At 51.9% G+C, this 13,460-nt stretch carries 16 protein-coding genes; 7 read left to right on the top strand and 9 right to left on the bottom strand.

What is annotated here, in order from left to right:
- Positions 1-30: 30 nt before the first annotated feature.
- Positions 31-537: a ferritin family protein gene (locus tag A0127_RS00600; RefSeq protein ID WP_062386516.1), complete on the top strand. Its 507-nt coding sequence runs from the start codon at positions 31-33 to the stop codon at positions 535-537.
- Here the strand turns inward: A0127_RS00600 and rsmA are convergent.
- The 5 genes from rsmA to A0127_RS00575 form a co-directional block, all read right to left on the bottom strand.
- Entirely contained in the window at positions 509-1,348 is an 840-nt protein-coding gene (rsmA, locus tag A0127_RS00595; RefSeq protein WP_062386512.1) for a 16S rRNA (adenine(1518)-N(6)/adenine(1519)-N(6))-dimethyltransferase RsmA, read from the bottom strand. The genes A0127_RS00600 and rsmA overlap by 29 nt on opposite strands.
- Complete coding sequence (locus A0127_RS00590) at positions 1,345-1,965, bottom strand: DUF655 domain-containing protein (protein ID WP_062386510.1); 621 nt, start codon at positions 1,963-1,965, stop codon at positions 1,345-1,347. Before A0127_RS00590 ends, rsmA begins: the two co-directional genes overlap by 4 nt.
- Before the next feature lie 66 nt (positions 1,966-2,031).
- Positions 2,032-2,400 (bottom strand): RNA polymerase Rpb4 family protein, encoded by a 369-nt coding sequence (locus tag A0127_RS00585; RefSeq protein ID WP_062386507.1) that lies wholly within the window; start codon positions 2,398-2,400, stop codon positions 2,032-2,034.
- 2 nt (positions 2,401-2,402) lie between these two features.
- Positions 2,403-2,699, bottom strand: coding sequence for a 50S ribosomal protein L21e (locus A0127_RS00580; protein WP_011249853.1), 297 nt, complete (start codon positions 2,697-2,699; stop codon positions 2,403-2,405).
- Between the two features lie 162 nt (positions 2,700-2,861).
- A complete protein-coding gene (locus tag A0127_RS00575) occupies positions 2,862-4,052 on the bottom strand; it encodes a tRNA pseudouridine(54/55) synthase Pus10 (protein ID WP_062386504.1) in 1,191 nt (396 codons plus the stop codon).
- Positions 4,053-4,098: 46 nt separating this feature from the next.
- Between A0127_RS00575 and A0127_RS00570 the strand changes: the two genes are divergently transcribed.
- Positions 4,099-4,392, top strand: a complete 294-nt coding sequence (locus A0127_RS00570) for a transcriptional regulator (protein WP_062386500.1) — start codon at positions 4,099-4,101, stop codon at positions 4,390-4,392.
- Here A0127_RS00570 and A0127_RS00565 read toward each other — a convergent pair.
- Together A0127_RS00565 and A0127_RS00560 are read right to left on the bottom strand one after the other, a co-directional pair.
- Positions 4,373-4,954, bottom strand: coding sequence for an endonuclease V (locus A0127_RS00565; RefSeq protein WP_062386495.1), 582 nt, complete (start codon positions 4,952-4,954; stop codon positions 4,373-4,375). The two genes, A0127_RS00570 and A0127_RS00565, sit on opposite strands and share 20 nt — an antisense overlap.
- Positions 4,947-5,567 carry a translin family protein gene (locus A0127_RS00560; protein WP_062386491.1) on the bottom strand — a complete coding sequence of 207 codons (621 nt, stop codon included), beginning with the start codon at positions 5,565-5,567 and terminating at the stop codon, positions 4,947-4,949. Before A0127_RS00560 ends, A0127_RS00565 begins: the two co-directional genes overlap by 8 nt.
- Positions 5,568-5,658: 91 nt before the next feature.
- Between A0127_RS00560 and gatD the strand changes: the two genes are divergently transcribed.
- From gatD to A0127_RS00540, 4 genes are all read left to right on the top strand, one after another.
- Positions 5,659-6,981, top strand: a complete 1,323-nt coding sequence (gatD, locus tag A0127_RS00555) for a Glu-tRNA(Gln) amidotransferase subunit GatD (RefSeq protein WP_062386488.1) — start codon at positions 5,659-5,661, stop codon at positions 6,979-6,981.
- A gap of 5 nt (positions 6,982-6,986) precedes the next feature.
- Positions 6,987-8,876 (top strand): Glu-tRNA(Gln) amidotransferase subunit GatE, encoded by a 1,890-nt coding sequence (gatE, locus tag A0127_RS00550; RefSeq protein WP_062386485.1) that lies wholly within the window; start codon positions 6,987-6,989, stop codon positions 8,874-8,876.
- A gap of 33 nt (positions 8,877-8,909) precedes the next feature.
- Positions 8,910-9,419 (top strand): hypothetical protein, encoded by a 510-nt coding sequence (locus tag A0127_RS00545; RefSeq protein ID WP_156471129.1) that lies wholly within the window; start codon positions 8,910-8,912, stop codon positions 9,417-9,419.
- Between the two features lie 108 nt (positions 9,420-9,527).
- On the top strand, positions 9,528-10,184 hold the full coding sequence (locus A0127_RS00540; RefSeq protein ID WP_062386479.1) for a hypothetical protein: 657 nt from the start codon (positions 9,528-9,530) through the stop codon (positions 10,182-10,184).
- Here the strand turns inward: A0127_RS00540 and hmgA are convergent.
- Positions 10,181-11,407, bottom strand: a complete 1,227-nt coding sequence (gene hmgA / locus A0127_RS00535) for a hydroxymethylglutaryl-CoA reductase (NADPH) (RefSeq protein ID WP_062386476.1) — start codon at positions 11,405-11,407, stop codon at positions 10,181-10,183. The two genes, A0127_RS00540 and hmgA, sit on opposite strands and share 4 nt — an antisense overlap.
- Before the next feature lie 14 nt (positions 11,408-11,421).
- Positions 11,422-12,168, bottom strand: a complete 747-nt coding sequence (locus A0127_RS00530) for a MinD/ParA family ATP-binding protein (RefSeq protein ID WP_062386473.1) — start codon at positions 12,166-12,168, stop codon at positions 11,422-11,424.
- Positions 12,169-12,351: 183 nt separating this feature from the next.
- Here A0127_RS00530 and tdh point away from each other — a divergent pair, with 183 nt between their 5' ends.
- Positions 12,352-13,404, top strand: a complete 1,053-nt coding sequence (gene tdh, locus A0127_RS00525; RefSeq protein ID WP_062386470.1) for an L-threonine 3-dehydrogenase — start codon at positions 12,352-12,354, stop codon at positions 13,402-13,404.
- The last annotated feature ends 56 nt before the right edge of the window (positions 13,405-13,460 follow it).

Raw genomic sequence — 13,460 nt, 5'->3', positions numbered from 1 at the left:
GCTTGGGTGTTGTAAAGAGTGTGAGGGGGTATGGGCGAGCGAACTTATGACCACTTGAAGAAAGCAGTTGAAGACCTCCAGAGACTAAGCCCTCAAGAACTTCTGTCGTACTGGATACAGAATGAACTGAAACTGGCGGAGACCTGCAATTCTCTCTCGAACTACGCGAAGGAAGTCAGATGGGGAGATAATGCCTCAAACCTCTGCGAGTGGCTCGCCGAGTTGAGCGTTGAGACGGCCGAGAAGCTGATGGCAGAATACCAGAAACGGTTTGGAACTTCTGAGCTTTCTCCCACCAACGTTGAGTCAATAGAACTCATCTTATCTCTGGAAGACCTGAAGAGAACTCTAAAAATTGGCAGAATTGAGGACATTATAAAAACGCTTCTTGAGACGCAAAGGGTGATGCACGAGATTTATTCATCCCTAGCATTAAAAACTTCCGATGAAAGGCTCTCAGAGCTTTTCAGCGCTCTATCGGAGCTGTCTCGCAGAAGGTATTCAACGCTCAAGAAGATGTTGGAGAGGACTCTATGACCCCTTCTTTCTTCAAAAACTCCTCTATCTCAAGGACGTCTTCGGGGGACAGCTGAAAGACTCTTCTCTCTGAATGAGGAACCCTTGAGAAAACCTGCCTCAGCTCCTTGACTTTATCCTTCGAGAGTCCAAGCATATGGGCTGATTTCTTAAGGGCGGCCGAAACCGTACTCCGCCTGTGCTGGAAGAGGGCCTTCACGAGGTTTTCATTGAGGTCAATCCTCTCCTCTGGTGGCTTTGGTTCGAGAACCACGACAGCGGAATCAACCTTGGGTCTCGGCCAAAAGGCGCCCCTTCCAATACGCTCAACGAGTTCTGCCCTAGCCTTCGCCCTGACCATCAGGGAGAGGCGAGAATAGTTCTTATCTCCGGGCTTGGCAACCATTCTCTCGGCGAACTCGAGCTGGAATATCAAGACCGCACGCTCAAACTCGCGGTTCAGGAGTTTAAACGTCACCGGGGAGGATATCTGGTACGGAAGGTTTGAGACCATCTTGTTGAACTCCGGCCACACGACCTTGAGTGCGTCCCCCCCTATTATCTCAACGTTTGGCCAGTTGTATTCCTTTCTCAATATCTCCACAATCCTGCGGTCTTTTTCAATCGCGTACACTTTCCCTGCCCTTTTGCTAAGCGGGTCTGTGAGAACACCCAGGCCAGGTCCGATTTCCAGAACGATGTCTTTCTCGCTCACTTCTGCCCGTTCGATGTTGCGCTCTACTATGTCGGGAACTATCAGAAAGTTCTGCCCGAGATCTCGGTTTGGGTGGAGGTTGTACTTATAAATAATTGAGAAGAGGCGGTCTCTCATACGCGGAATAGCCTCCTGTGGCCGACAAACAGCTTGTACCTGTCCTTGTCCTGGAGTTCATCAACGATCCTCTTTGCTATCATCTTGACAGGGTCTGGAAGCCCCTTAACTCTCTGCTTCAGATCCTCAAAGCTCTTGAAGGGCTCTCTCTGCCTCTCCTCTATTATCTCCCACATGTGCTTTTTCCCGATTCCGGGCAAGAGTTCAAGGCTATGGAGCCTGTTGGTTATCGGCGGCGCCATGTTGAAGAACTGCACAAAGCGCTCCTCGTTGTTTTTCACGATCTCCTCAACAACGTATGGAAGCTCGGCCTTAGCAGTGTCGGTAAGCTCATCGTAGGAAATCCTCTTGTTTATAAGCAGGATTTTATCCCTGTTCCCCTTCCCTATGAAGACTCTCTCATAGAGCATGAGGTCAGTCTTTGGAGTGACTTCGAGGAGTGTAAAGGCCTTCTCACCAATAACCTGGGCAACGGGCTTTCCGGTTCTCCTCCCGCTGGCAATGTCAATGTACCCGTCCGGAAGGTAGTCTAACACATAGGCATATTCCTCATACTCATTGTGATGCCTTTTCTTCCCTATACTCTCCCGGTAGGAGTGTCTCCGGTACCTATCCATAGTCTCTCCCCCAGAATTTATTCACTCACCGGTTTTTATACTTTCCTCAAGGGAAAAGAAAAGAGGTCAGTCGAGAGGCCGGTATTCATCAATAACCTTAATGATCTCTTTGGCCTCCTCGGGAGTCGGCATGTAGTCCTCTTTCGCGAAGATGACACGGATGTCAAGGTAGTCCTCTGGCAGGATGTCAACGAGCTTTGCAGCTATCCTCTCGTCTATCCAGTCAAAGAGGCCCATAAGCTTCTCCTTGAGCTCCCTCGCCTGCTCGGGCTTCAGCTTTGCGAAGCGCTCGGCATGTTCAAGGCTAACCCTGGCCTCGTAGAACATCGGCTCCTCCGGGTTCTCGGCAAGACCTTCGGCGTGCCTTCTCTCGAGGAGCTCCTTAGCCTCCGCTATGGTAATGTAGTGCTCCTCGAGCTTCTTCCTGCCTATCATAGTCATCCCTTCTGGGGCCTGAGGTGGACGGGGTGTATGAAGAATGTCTTAACCTTGCCGCCGTCGGTTATCTGGACGATGTAAGCGTCTCCGCGCTTGCCGACGACGGTTCCCGTCCTTCCATGGAACCTCGGGTCGGGCATGCCCTTGTGGTAGCTCGGTTCGATAACGATGTGAACCTTCTGCCCGACCTCAAACTCCTGAAGGAATCTAGTAAGTGGGGGAAGGCCCCTTCTCCTCGGGTGCTTACTGAGCTTACCCCTCGTCTTCCTCCTGAAGCTGTGCGCCTTCTTAACCATTCCAATCACCTCACGGGTGTCTTTAATCACTCAATCCAGCAACTCCCACAGGGAGAGTCCAGTCTTTTCACGAGTTTCCCGGGATCGCTCTTTTCGCACCAGTTTACCAACTAACCCTGCCCGGGAATCAGTATTGGCTCTGGCGGAGCGTTTATAAATTTTTCACCTGGTTTCAGAAGAACCCTCTGGACGTTCATCATCGAGAACATTCAGAACGTCGAGCCGCTCACACCACGCCGGCTTGCCGAGAAGGTCGCTGACGCTCGGCTTCGTCCTTCCTTTGTCCCCAGAGATGAGCTCTTTGATGTAGAGGCCGCCATCGGTAACGAGCCTCAGCTCAAAGTGCTTTTCATCTCTCCACTTTGCCTCAGCGTGGTGGACTCTCCTCACCCTTACCTTGTCGGTCCTCGCCTTCCTGACTCTCCAGGGTGTCCTCTGGTAAATCTCAAGTCCGGTGAGCTTTTTAGCAACTTCCTCCGCTTCTTTAGGAGTAACACCATCCTCCACAAGCACAAGGGCAAGGTATTCCTTTCGGTGCGGCGTCGAGAGAACTCTCTCAGCTTCGTCTGGGGTGGTGAACCTCAGGTTAAGCACCTCAACCTTCCCGCTCGCGTTGATTTCCCTCGCTATCTCCTCAAGGTTGATCTTCCTCCTCTTCGGGCGCTTTATCTCCAGGATGAACGGCCTCCCGTTGCCGAGGGTTCTAACGTCAACGTCTTCCCTTCCAGCTCCTTTAAAGACGCACTTCCCGCCGGTTGCCCTGGAAAAGGGGCGGCAGATTATCGAGGCGACGCTCTCCTCGAAGTCCGGGTGGGGTGTCTGAGGTATCCCCCGGACGAGCTTCCTATACCGACCGTAGATGTAGATGGGGTTTATCTGGAGTTCGATTTTGCCGGAGTAAGGCTCGACTATGAAAACAACGTCGGGGTTCTTCGATGTTTCCTTCCCGGTTGCCCTGCCAAAGGCCTTCCCCAGCTCGCGGTTGAACTCGCGGTTTATTGGCTCGGCGGTCTCTATGCCAAACTCCTCCCAGATTTTCTTCTCTTTCTCCCGGATCTCATCCGGAAACCTAGAACCCACGAGGAAAGTGTCAAACTCTACCTCCCCCGCTGCTTCTTTTATTTTCTCGATTAGGCCGGGAATCCAGTCAAAAACGTTATGGCAAAGCTCGCATTCCGCTGGCTTTTCAAAGGAAGGAAGGCCTTCTTTGGAGCGCTCCATATTCAGAACGAACCTTATTGCCCTCCCCCTCTTCTCGTTAGTACCCTTTCCGAGCTTCGCAAAGAGCCTGCCGAGGCAGTGGTCGCAGAGCTGGTATTTCTCAAGCACTTCGCTGGCCTTCTCGATTATCATACTCCCACACCCTAAAGCTTTTTATCTCCAGCTCCAAACTACCCCCATGCCGACTCGAAGGGAGAGGATAATAAGCCTTTTGGAGGAGCGGGACTACTCCCCCAGCGAGCTAGCCAGGGCGCTTGATCTCAGGGGCAAGGGGTCAATTAAGGTAATCCTCGAGGACTTGAGGGCGATCCAGAAGATAGTGAAGAGGGAGGGGAAAGTCCTCCTGATAAAGCCCGCCGAGTGCAGGAACTGCGGCTTTGTGTTCAAGTCAGAGATAAAAGTTCCCTCCAGGTGTCCCCGGTGTAAATCGGAATGGATAGAAGAGCCGAGGTTTAAGATTGAACGTAAGTAGTGGGATGGCCTTTTGAGAGCCTGTCGGCTATTGTGATCGGTTTTGGATAGCCGCCCGCATTGAGCTTTCTAACAATCTCAACGGCGGATGTTAGGTCAATCAGATGCCCGACGCTCACGTATGCCTTCCCAACCCTAGCCCACGAGCCTTCTGGACTGTCCCTCAACAGTCTCTTGGCAATTCCGATCGTCGGGATTCCGAGAACAAGGCCGATGTGTGAGGCCAGTCCGTACCCCCTCGGATGCGTCTTCCCATGTCCCTCAACGAGAAGGACATCGGGCCTTTCTTTCCCGATGGCTACGAGGACCGGCCGGGTCTCCCTGAGGAAGAAGAAAGTCGGCACGTAGGGAAAGCTCACCTCAACCTCAACGAGGCGGTGTTTTAACAGCTTACAGTCCGGAAAAGAACAGAGGACGAAGGCGGCCCTTGCGGATTCCCCGCGATAGGAGACATCAACCGCGCCGACTGTTTTAACCGCCGAGAGATCCAACGGCCTCTCAACTACCCTTTTAGCTAGCTTTCTCTGCACTTCGGCCAGCTTCTCAAAAAGCTTCTCACTCATCACCGACCGCCGCTTTCAGCTTTTCCTCAAGTTTTTTGTTCAACTTGGCCCTCGTTAAGTCTTCAAGGGTTCTCTCAAGTATGTGCCTGGCCTGATCCTGCTTCGTCCTGATGTTCACGAGGCCCTTTGGATACTCGAGGGTCATCAGGGCGTTGTACACGTTCTCCATTTCACGGTATGCTCTCTCAGCAGCCTCTATGTCCCCCTCCAGCAGTCTGAGAAGAAAATACCTCCTGAGTTCACCTATGAAGTCCCCCAGCCCAAGGGCGTAGTCTGCTTTGGGGACGTCCAGCTCCCAGGGTGTTGGATACGGTTTGCCCATCACGTAACTGAGCAGAAGAGCCGCTTCAACGAACTCCTGATGAGCCGTTTGAACATACCCGGTATAGTATAGATCGGGATGATCCTTAAGCTTCTCCTTCAGCTCTTCAACCTTCTTTTCAACTTCCTCAAAGCGGGCTCTGGCTGTGGGGATATCCCCCCGATGGATCGCCTTAACGGTATCCCCACTCAGGCGCACTATCTCCCTGGTTATTCTAAGTGCCTCCTCCCGCAGGAGATCCTTTTCATCGAGTTCCTCCCTTATAGTTTCTACGATCTCCTCTATGCTCATGCAACATCACCGATTGATATAGTACGAAACATCTTAAAAGCCCATTCACAAGCGTTTTATAGTCTTCGATAGACTTTGGACGGGGATGGAGATGAGGAGAAAAGTTGACGAGTTCATGGAGAAGCACGGCCTCGGTGTTGGAGATCTCGTCAGAGTCGTCAAGAGGGAAGGCGACGAGAGAATAACCTTCGAGGGCCTTGTTATGCCACCCTACGAGCTTTCTCCGGGGGAGACGCTTACGATCAAGCTCGACAACGGCTACAATATTGGCATCCTGATAGACGCGATAGAGGACATCGAGATCCTTGAGAGGGCCAAAGAAGCCCCGAAGATGGAGTTCAAGGAGGTTCTGCCAAGGAAAGAGGGTCTCCCGAGCGTTACCATTCTCGGAACTGGCGGAACGATAGCGAGCAGGATAGACTATAAAACCGGTGCCGTTCATGCCGCCTTTACCGCTGAGGAGCTTGCCAAGGCAGTCCCTGAGATATTCGATATAGCGAACATAACGCCAAAACTTCTCTTCAATATAATGAGTGAGGACATGAAACCAGAGTACTGGAAGAGAATAGCTCACGAAACAGCTAAAGCGCTAAACTCCGGCGAAGACGGAGTCGTTATTGCCCACGGAACGGACACTATGGGCTATACGGCAGCTGCACTAAGCTTCATGCTCAAGAACCTCACAAAGCCCATAGCTCTCGTGGGTTCCCAGAGGAGTTCCGACAGACCGAGCAGCGACGCGGCGATGAACCTAATCTGCGCCACGAGGATGGCAGTTAGCGATGTTGCCGAAGTTATGGTGGTTATGCACGGAGAAACCAGCGACACCTACTGCCTCGCCCACCGCGGAACCAAGGTCAGGAAGATGCACACGAGCAGGAGGGACACCTTCAGGAGCATCAACGACGTACCGATAGCGAAGGTCTGGCCGGAAGGGAAGATCGAGTATCTAAGGGACGACTACAGGAAGAGGAGCGAGGGCGAGGTTGAGGTTGACGACAGGTTCGAGGAGAGAGTAGCCATACTCAAGATCTACCCAGGCGTGACCAGCGAGCTTCTTGAGTTCTTGGTTGACAAGGGATATAAGGGAATCGTCCTTGAGGGAACAGGCCTCGGCCACACGCCAAACGATATGATTCCAGCCATTGAGAGGGCCGTTGAAAACGGTGTAGCGATATGCATGACGAGTCAGTGCCTCTACGGAAGGGTAAACCTCAACGTTTACTCGACCGGAAGGAGACTCCTAAAGGCGGGCGTTATACCCTGCGAGGACATGCTCCCTGAGACTGCCTACGTCAAGCTCGGCTGGGTTCTTGGGCACACGGACGACCTTGAGGAAGTGAGAAGAATGATGCTGACCAACTACGCCGGCGAGATAACACCCTACACAAGGTTTGACACGTTCCTGAGGTGATGATGATGGCCGATAAGTTCAACTACGAGGAACTCGGTCTTAAGGTCGGCCTTGAGATACACAGACAGCTCGACACCAAGAAGCTCTTCTCACCCGTCCCGAGCGAGCTCACCGAGGAGGTTGACTTCACCTTTGAAAGGAGACTAAGGCCAACGATGAGCGAACTGGGAGAGATTGACCCTGCTGCCCTTGAGGAGTTCAAGAAGGGAAGGAAGTACATCTACGAGGGCAACTACAGGCTTACCGACCTCGTTTACATGGACGAGGAGCCACCGAGGGGGCCGGACAGAGAGGCCCTTGAGGTTGCCCTCCAGATAAGCTACCTACTCAACGCCAAGCCCGTCGATGAAGTTCATTTCATGAGGAAAATAGTCATAGACGGCTCAAACGTCTCCGGCTTCCAGAGGACGGCGATAGTGGCTGTAAACGGAAAGGTTGACACCCCCTGGGGAAGCGTTGGAATCCCAACAGTGTGCCTTGAGGAGGATGCATGTAGAATCGTCGAGAGGAAGGAGAAGGAGGTAATCTACCGCATCGACCGCCTTGGAATTCCGCTGGTCGAGATAAGCACTACCCCTGACATTCACCACCCGGAGCAGGCTAAGGTCGTGGCCAAGTACATAGGCGACGCTTTGAGGGCCACCAGAAAGGTCAAGCGCGGTCTGGGAACCATCAGGCAGGATCTCAACGTCTCGATCAGGGGAGGAGCGAGGGTCGAGATAAAGGGTGTCCAGGAGCTTGATATGATCCCGCTCATCATAGAGAGGGAAGTTGAAAGACAGCTTAACCTGCTTAAGATAAGGGACGAGTTGAAGAAGAGAGGCGTTAGGCCTGAGGACATCAAGGAGGAGTTCCACGACGTGACGGAGATCTTCCAGAACACGGAATCGAAGATAATCGTGAGGACGATAAAGAAGGGCGGCAAGGTTCTCGCGGTAAAGCTCCCTAAGTTCCGCGGATTAATCGGAAAGGAGATTCAGCCGGGAAGAAGGCTCGGAACGGAGATGGCCGACAGAGCCAAGAAGTACGTGAAAGGAATATTCCACATCGACGAATTACCTAATTATGGAATTACAGAATTAGAGGTTAATGCTGTTATTGAAAAACTTGGTCTTGGCGAGGATGACGCCTTCGTTCTGGTTGCCGCTGAGGAAGAGACTGCCAAGAACGCGCTCCGCGAGGTAGTCAAGAGGGCTAGAGAAGCCATTGAAGGAGTTCCGGAGGAGACAAGGAGGGCTTTACCCGACGGCAACACCCAGTACATGCGCCCGCTCCCAGGGAAGGCGAGGATGTACCCCGAAACCGACATACCCTCAATATTCATCCCGCCGGAGGAGAAGGAGAGAATAAAAGCAAACCTGCCTGAACTCCCGCAGGAGAGAGTAGAGCGCTATGTCAAAGAGTACAAGATCGACAGGAGCTTAGCGGAGACCCTGGTAAACGACGAGCGCGATGAGCTCTTCGAGGAGCTGGTAAAGAAAGGAGTTAAACCGTCATTAGCGGCCTCAATACTCGTCGTTGTTCTCAAGGGGCTCAAGAAGGAAGTCCCGATCGAAAACATTACCGACGGGCACATCAGGGAGGCCTTTGAGCTCTACCTCGAAGGGAAGATAGCGAAGGAGGCCTTTGAGGAGATATTCAAGGAGCTGGCACTCCACCCGGAGAAGACTGCAGATCAGGTGGCTGAAGAGAAGGGGCTGACGCTCCTCAGCGAGGAAGAAGTCGAGAAGATCATCGATGAAGTTATCCAGCAGAACATTGAAGTAATCAGAGCCAAGGGCATGGGGGCCATGGGAATGATAATGGGAAGGGCAATGGCGAAGCTCCGTGGAAGAGCCGATGGAAAGCTCGTCAGTTCCCTCGTAAGGAAGAAGATCCAGGAGATAGCGGGCTGAAGTTTTTAAGCCCTTTTTCTCCCATCCTCTTTTGTGAGGGAAATGAAAGCCAGGTTTATCGTCTTCTACTGCATAATGGACGATCAACCTCGAGGTCTTGACATAAATGGCTACCTCAAACTTTTCGAGCCTGACACCCAGACTCTCACCGGTGCTCTCTTTCAGGTCGCTCAGACTTCAGAGGTAATAACCGTTCTGAATGCCACTGCAGGCAATTATTCCGTTATTTACGTTGTTCCTGGCAAGATCGAGGAACTTCAGTGCAGAGAAGCTTATGAGTTCCTTGTTCAGAGGGAGAAAGGCCTCTCAAAAGTGGCAGAGGATATAATTGGTAGGGATTCAAGAAGATCTATCCTGACCGGGGCTTTAGTTCTGGCTGGCATAGGGATCCTGTTCTACGTCGGCTACTACTATCACGCACTCTCCGAGATAAACAACCTGCTCCTCTTTATCGGACTTTTTCTCAGCCTTCTCGGTGGAGTGCTCAGGGGTTATCAGAAGAAGAGGGTCAGAGCATCGGCTCCTCGTCACAGGTCGGAGTGAGGGAAACTGCTCATCATCCCCCTCTGAACATCTCATGGAATGTTTTTAGGTTTAGCTTTTTCCACTCAGAACACAACGCTTTTAAAATCTGGAGTAGTATTTCGATTGATGGAGACTGGTGAAAAGTTCCACAGAGTTCTTCCCACTGGGAAGCCCAAAAAATACGTGATGTACGCGCAAATTAGGTGTGATGTTCTTTCAACCTGCGCCTCAAAGATTGAGACGATTTTCAAAATGGCTGGAGTTGAGTTCGTCAGGCTTCTTGAACCCGACCCCGAAACTCTCGCCTCTTACTCGGACAGGATCTACTCGGGAAAAGCAGTTGAAATAATTGAGCTAACCGACGGAATGAGCAGGATGTTCTACCTGGCCGCTCCACTGGCTCCAGTTAGACTCGAGGAAGGGCTCAAACCCGAATTTACCCTCTTTTTTAATGTGAAGAGTAGGGAAGCGCTCGAGGCACTCCTTAGGGTAATAGGTGGAAAGAGAATCAGCGGGAGAAGGTACAAACATCGTTCCGAGATAAACTTTGCGATAAGCTTTCTCGGCAGTCTTCTTCTTTCATCCCTCCTCAATACTGGGAACTATTTCCTTCAGTTACTTCTCCTGCTTGCTCTAACTCTTCTGATATATCTTGCACTCGACTACCCCTTCTCCTTTCTCTATCTCAAAGGCATTGAGGTTCTCTCATACGATCCCTTTGCAAAGAAGAGCGTTAAAATAGTCAAAGTTGTGAGAATAAAACCAAAACAAGAAGAAATCTAACGTCCAAGCTCCTTATGGGCCTTTGCCAGGTGCTTCGCCGCTATCGCCGCCAGCAGGGAAAGCTCGCCAGCGAGGACTGCTCCAGCGACTATCTCTGCGAACTTCTTGGCATTCGTTCCCGGCGGGTCTCCACCTCCGGCAACGCCCATAATCGAGAGAGCCTCCCTCTGCGTGGGGACTCTTGTACCCCCACCAACTGTCCCAATCTCAAGGCTCGGCATGGTGATGCTGATGTAGAGGTCCCCCTCCGGAGTTACCTCCGCGAGAGTTATACCGTGTGATCCTTCCGTTATCTGGGCTTCGTCCTGTCCGGTAGCGAGAAATATTGCGCCGACGATGTTTCCGAAGTGGGCGTTGAAACCGTACGAGCCCGCCTGCGCTGAACCAACGAGGTTCTTGCGGTAGTTCACCTCGGCTATGAGTTCAGGCGTTGTCTTCAGCTTCTCCTCAACGATCTTCCGAGGGATCACGGCCTCGGCAATGACGGTCTTACCCCTCCCAAGGAGGAAGTTCGCTGCGTTGGGCTTCTTGTCGACGCAGAGGTTACCGGAGAGCGCAAGGTACTTGACATCGGGGAACTCTTCTTCGATTACCTTCATTATCTCCTCGCTTGCTATCGTGACCATGTTCATACCCATTGCATCGCCGGTCTCGAACTCAAAGCGGAGGTAGAGGTTGTTGCCCACGATAAAGGGCTTAACACCCCTCAGCTTCCCGTGCCTGGTGACCTTTGAGACGGCCTTCTCCTGGAGGTAGTCTAGGTTGTCCTTTACCCACTCTGCAACTTCCCTTGCCCTCCTCGCGTCAGGACACTTGAGAAGTGGCGCGCGCGTCATCTTGTCGTCTATCAGGGTCGTCTTAACGCCTCCAGCAGCAGTCAGGGCAGAACAGCCGCGGTTAACACTTGCAACCAATGCCCCCTCAGTCGTGGCGAGGGGGATGTAGAACTCCCCTTTCGCGTACTCACCGTTAATTTTAAGCGGCCCAGCGACACCCATCGGTATCTGGACGACGCCGATCATGTTCTCAATGTTCTTTCCTATGACCTGGTTAGGGTCTATTGAGTAGTGCCCGATGTTCTCAAGCTTTATCCCGAGCTTTTTCTCAAGGGCCTTTCTCCTTATTTCAGTCGCTAGCTTTTTGTCTCCGTTCGTGTACTTCTCGACCTGGTAGAGCTTAATTTCGCCGCTTGCCACCCTACCAACAAGCTCTTCAATGTTCATTTTAACACCCCCGGTTATTCGCCAAAAATCCATTCCTCAAGAACATCGCCTATCTCCTTAAAGGCTATCGCAGCATCGCTGTTTGGCATGTATTTAACTATTGGAACACCTGCATTTACGGAGGCTGGAACATTTGAGTCAAAGGGCACCCACCCCAACACCGGCACATCGAGGTCGGTTTCAATGGCGTTTATAATCTCATCAACTACATCTTCACTTTCACGGACTTTGTTGAGAACCACCCCAATGTTGAGGTTGTACCTCTCTCCCAAGGCTTTGAGCTTTTCAATCTCGTTTTTAACCATGACTTCAAAAGAGTATATTGGAGAGCGCTCTATCTCGACAACTATGATTTGGTAGTTGGCCAGCTGAAAAGTTGGGAGTGTATCAAAAGGCACTCCTGTTGGAGAGTCTATGAAAACCACTCCAAACTTGTAGCGAACCTTATCTATAACATCCACGAGCTTTCGCGGGGATATCCCCAGAACGTCCTGAAGCTGGGTGCTTCCGGGCATTACATAGACGCCGGTCTCTCTGTGCTTGTATATTGCCCATTCTGGGTCTATATCTGGGTTCTTCATAAGGGTGTGCACAGAATACTTCACGGCGTCCAGACCAAAGTGAAAACCGAGATTTGGTAGATAAAGGTCTCCATCAATCGCCAGAACGCGGTACTCTTTCATGGCGAGGTGAGAGCTTAAGTTGGCCGTTGTCGTTGTTTTTCCAGCCCCACCTCGTCCTGTCACGACGATCACTGCCATCCCTATCCCTCTAGCCATTAGTGTGCAGTTTATGGGATATAAGGTTTCCGATTTTCTCCACAGATAATCTTCGAAATTTTACACACATATGTCCCCTAAAGAATAACCTTGAACGCATGAACACAAAAGGTTTATATCTCAAGCTGTTTAGACTGTGATTGTAAGGTTAAGGAGATGATCGCTATGGCCGAGAAAATGCAGGCTATTATGAAAACTAAGCCGGCCTACGGCGCCGAGCTTGTAGAAGTTGACGTCCCAAAGCCCGGGCCGGGAGAAGTCCTCATCAAGGTACTCGCAACGAGCATCTGTGGGACTGATTTACATATCTACGAGTGGAACGAGTGGGCACAGAGCAGGATAAAGCCGCCCCAGATAATGGGTCACGAAGTTGCCGGGGAGGTCGTCGAGGTTGGTCCCGGCGTTGAAGACCTCCAGGTTGGGGATTACATCAGCGTTGAAACCCACATCGTTTGTGGTAAATGCTATGCCTGCCGGCACAACCGCTATCACGTCTGCCAGAACACCAAGATATTCGGCGTTGACATGGATGGCGTCTTCGCTCATTATGCCATAGTCCCGGCCAAGAACGCCTGGAAGAACCCGAAGGACATGCCGCCGGAGTACGCGGCCCTTCAGGAGCCGCTTGGAAACGCCGTCGATACCGTTCTTGCAGGCCCGATTGCTGGAAGGAGCACCCTCATCACCGGTGCTGGTCCTCTCGGCCTTCTAGGTATAGCCGTAGCAAAGGCGAGCGGCGCTTACCCAGTCATAGTCAGCGAGCCGAGCGAGTTTAGAAGAAAGCTGGCCAAGAAGGTCGGGGCCGATTACGTCGTCAACCCCTTTGAGGAAGACCCTGTCAAGTTCGTTATGGACGTAACCGACGGAGCGGGCGTTGAAGTCTTCCTCGAGTTCAGCGGTGCCCCGAAGGCCCTTGAACAGGGCCTCAAGGCGGTGACACCCGGAGGACGCGTCTCACTCCTTGGCCTCTTCCCGAGAGAGGTAACCATAGACTTCAACAACCTCATCATTTTCAAGGCCCTCGAAGTCCACGGCATAACCGGAAGGCATCTCTGGGAGACCTGGTACACCGTCTCAAGCCTCATCCAGAGCGGTAAGCTGAACCTCGACCCGATAATCACCCACAAGTACAAGGGCTTCGAGGAGTTCGAGGAAGCCTTCGAGCTTATGCGCGCTGGAAAGACCGGAAAGGTAGTGTTCTTCCCGCACAAGGGATAATTTCTTTTTCTCCTCCCCTATTGTTCTCACTTTAGTGAATCTCTGAGGCTCGGCAT

It is taken from the genome of Thermococcus peptonophilus (assembly GCF_001592435.1).
GTDB classification, from domain to species: Archaea; Methanobacteriota_B; Thermococci; order Thermococcales; family Thermococcaceae; genus Thermococcus; species Thermococcus peptonophilus.
Note: the sequence above shows the minus strand (reverse complement) of the source record. Positions and strands in the feature narration are given on the sequence as shown.

Coding starts and splice junctions, on each gene's coding strand:
- A0127_RS00600 (WP_062386516.1), top strand. CDS start 31: ATGGGCGAGCGAACTTATGACCACTTGAAGAAAGCAGTTGAAGACCTC.
- rsmA (WP_062386512.1), bottom strand. CDS start 1,348: ATGAGAGACCGCCTCTTCTCAATTATTTATAAGTACAACCTCCACCCA.
- A0127_RS00590 (WP_062386510.1), bottom strand. CDS start 1,965: ATGGATAGGTACCGGAGACACTCCTACCGGGAGAGTATAGGGAAGAAA.
- A0127_RS00585 (WP_062386507.1), bottom strand. CDS start 2,400: ATGATAGGCAGGAAGAAGCTCGAGGAGCACTACATTACCATAGCGGAG.
- A0127_RS00580 (WP_011249853.1), bottom strand. CDS start 2,699: ATGGTTAAGAAGGCGCACAGCTTCAGGAGGAAGACGAGGGGTAAGCTC.
- A0127_RS00575 (WP_062386504.1), bottom strand. CDS start 4,052: ATGATAATCGAGAAGGCCAGCGAAGTGCTTGAGAAATACCAGCTCTGC.
- A0127_RS00570 (WP_062386500.1), top strand. CDS start 4,099: ATGCCGACTCGAAGGGAGAGGATAATAAGCCTTTTGGAGGAGCGGGAC.
- A0127_RS00565 (WP_062386495.1), bottom strand. CDS start 4,954: ATGAGTGAGAAGCTTTTTGAGAAGCTGGCCGAAGTGCAGAGAAAGCTA.
- A0127_RS00560 (WP_062386491.1), bottom strand. CDS start 5,567: ATGAGCATAGAGGAGATCGTAGAAACTATAAGGGAGGAACTCGATGAA.
- gatD (WP_062386488.1), top strand. CDS start 5,659: ATGAGGAGAAAAGTTGACGAGTTCATGGAGAAGCACGGCCTCGGTGTT.
- gatE (WP_062386485.1), top strand. CDS start 6,987: ATGGCCGATAAGTTCAACTACGAGGAACTCGGTCTTAAGGTCGGCCTT.
- A0127_RS00540 (WP_062386479.1), top strand. CDS start 9,528: ATGGAGACTGGTGAAAAGTTCCACAGAGTTCTTCCCACTGGGAAGCCC.
- hmgA (WP_062386476.1), bottom strand. CDS start 11,407: ATGAACATTGAAGAGCTTGTTGGTAGGGTGGCAAGCGGCGAAATTAAG.
- A0127_RS00530 (WP_062386473.1), bottom strand. CDS start 12,168: ATGGCAGTGATCGTCGTGACAGGACGAGGTGGGGCTGGAAAAACAACG.
- tdh (WP_062386470.1), top strand. CDS start 12,352: ATGGCCGAGAAAATGCAGGCTATTATGAAAACTAAGCCGGCCTACGGC.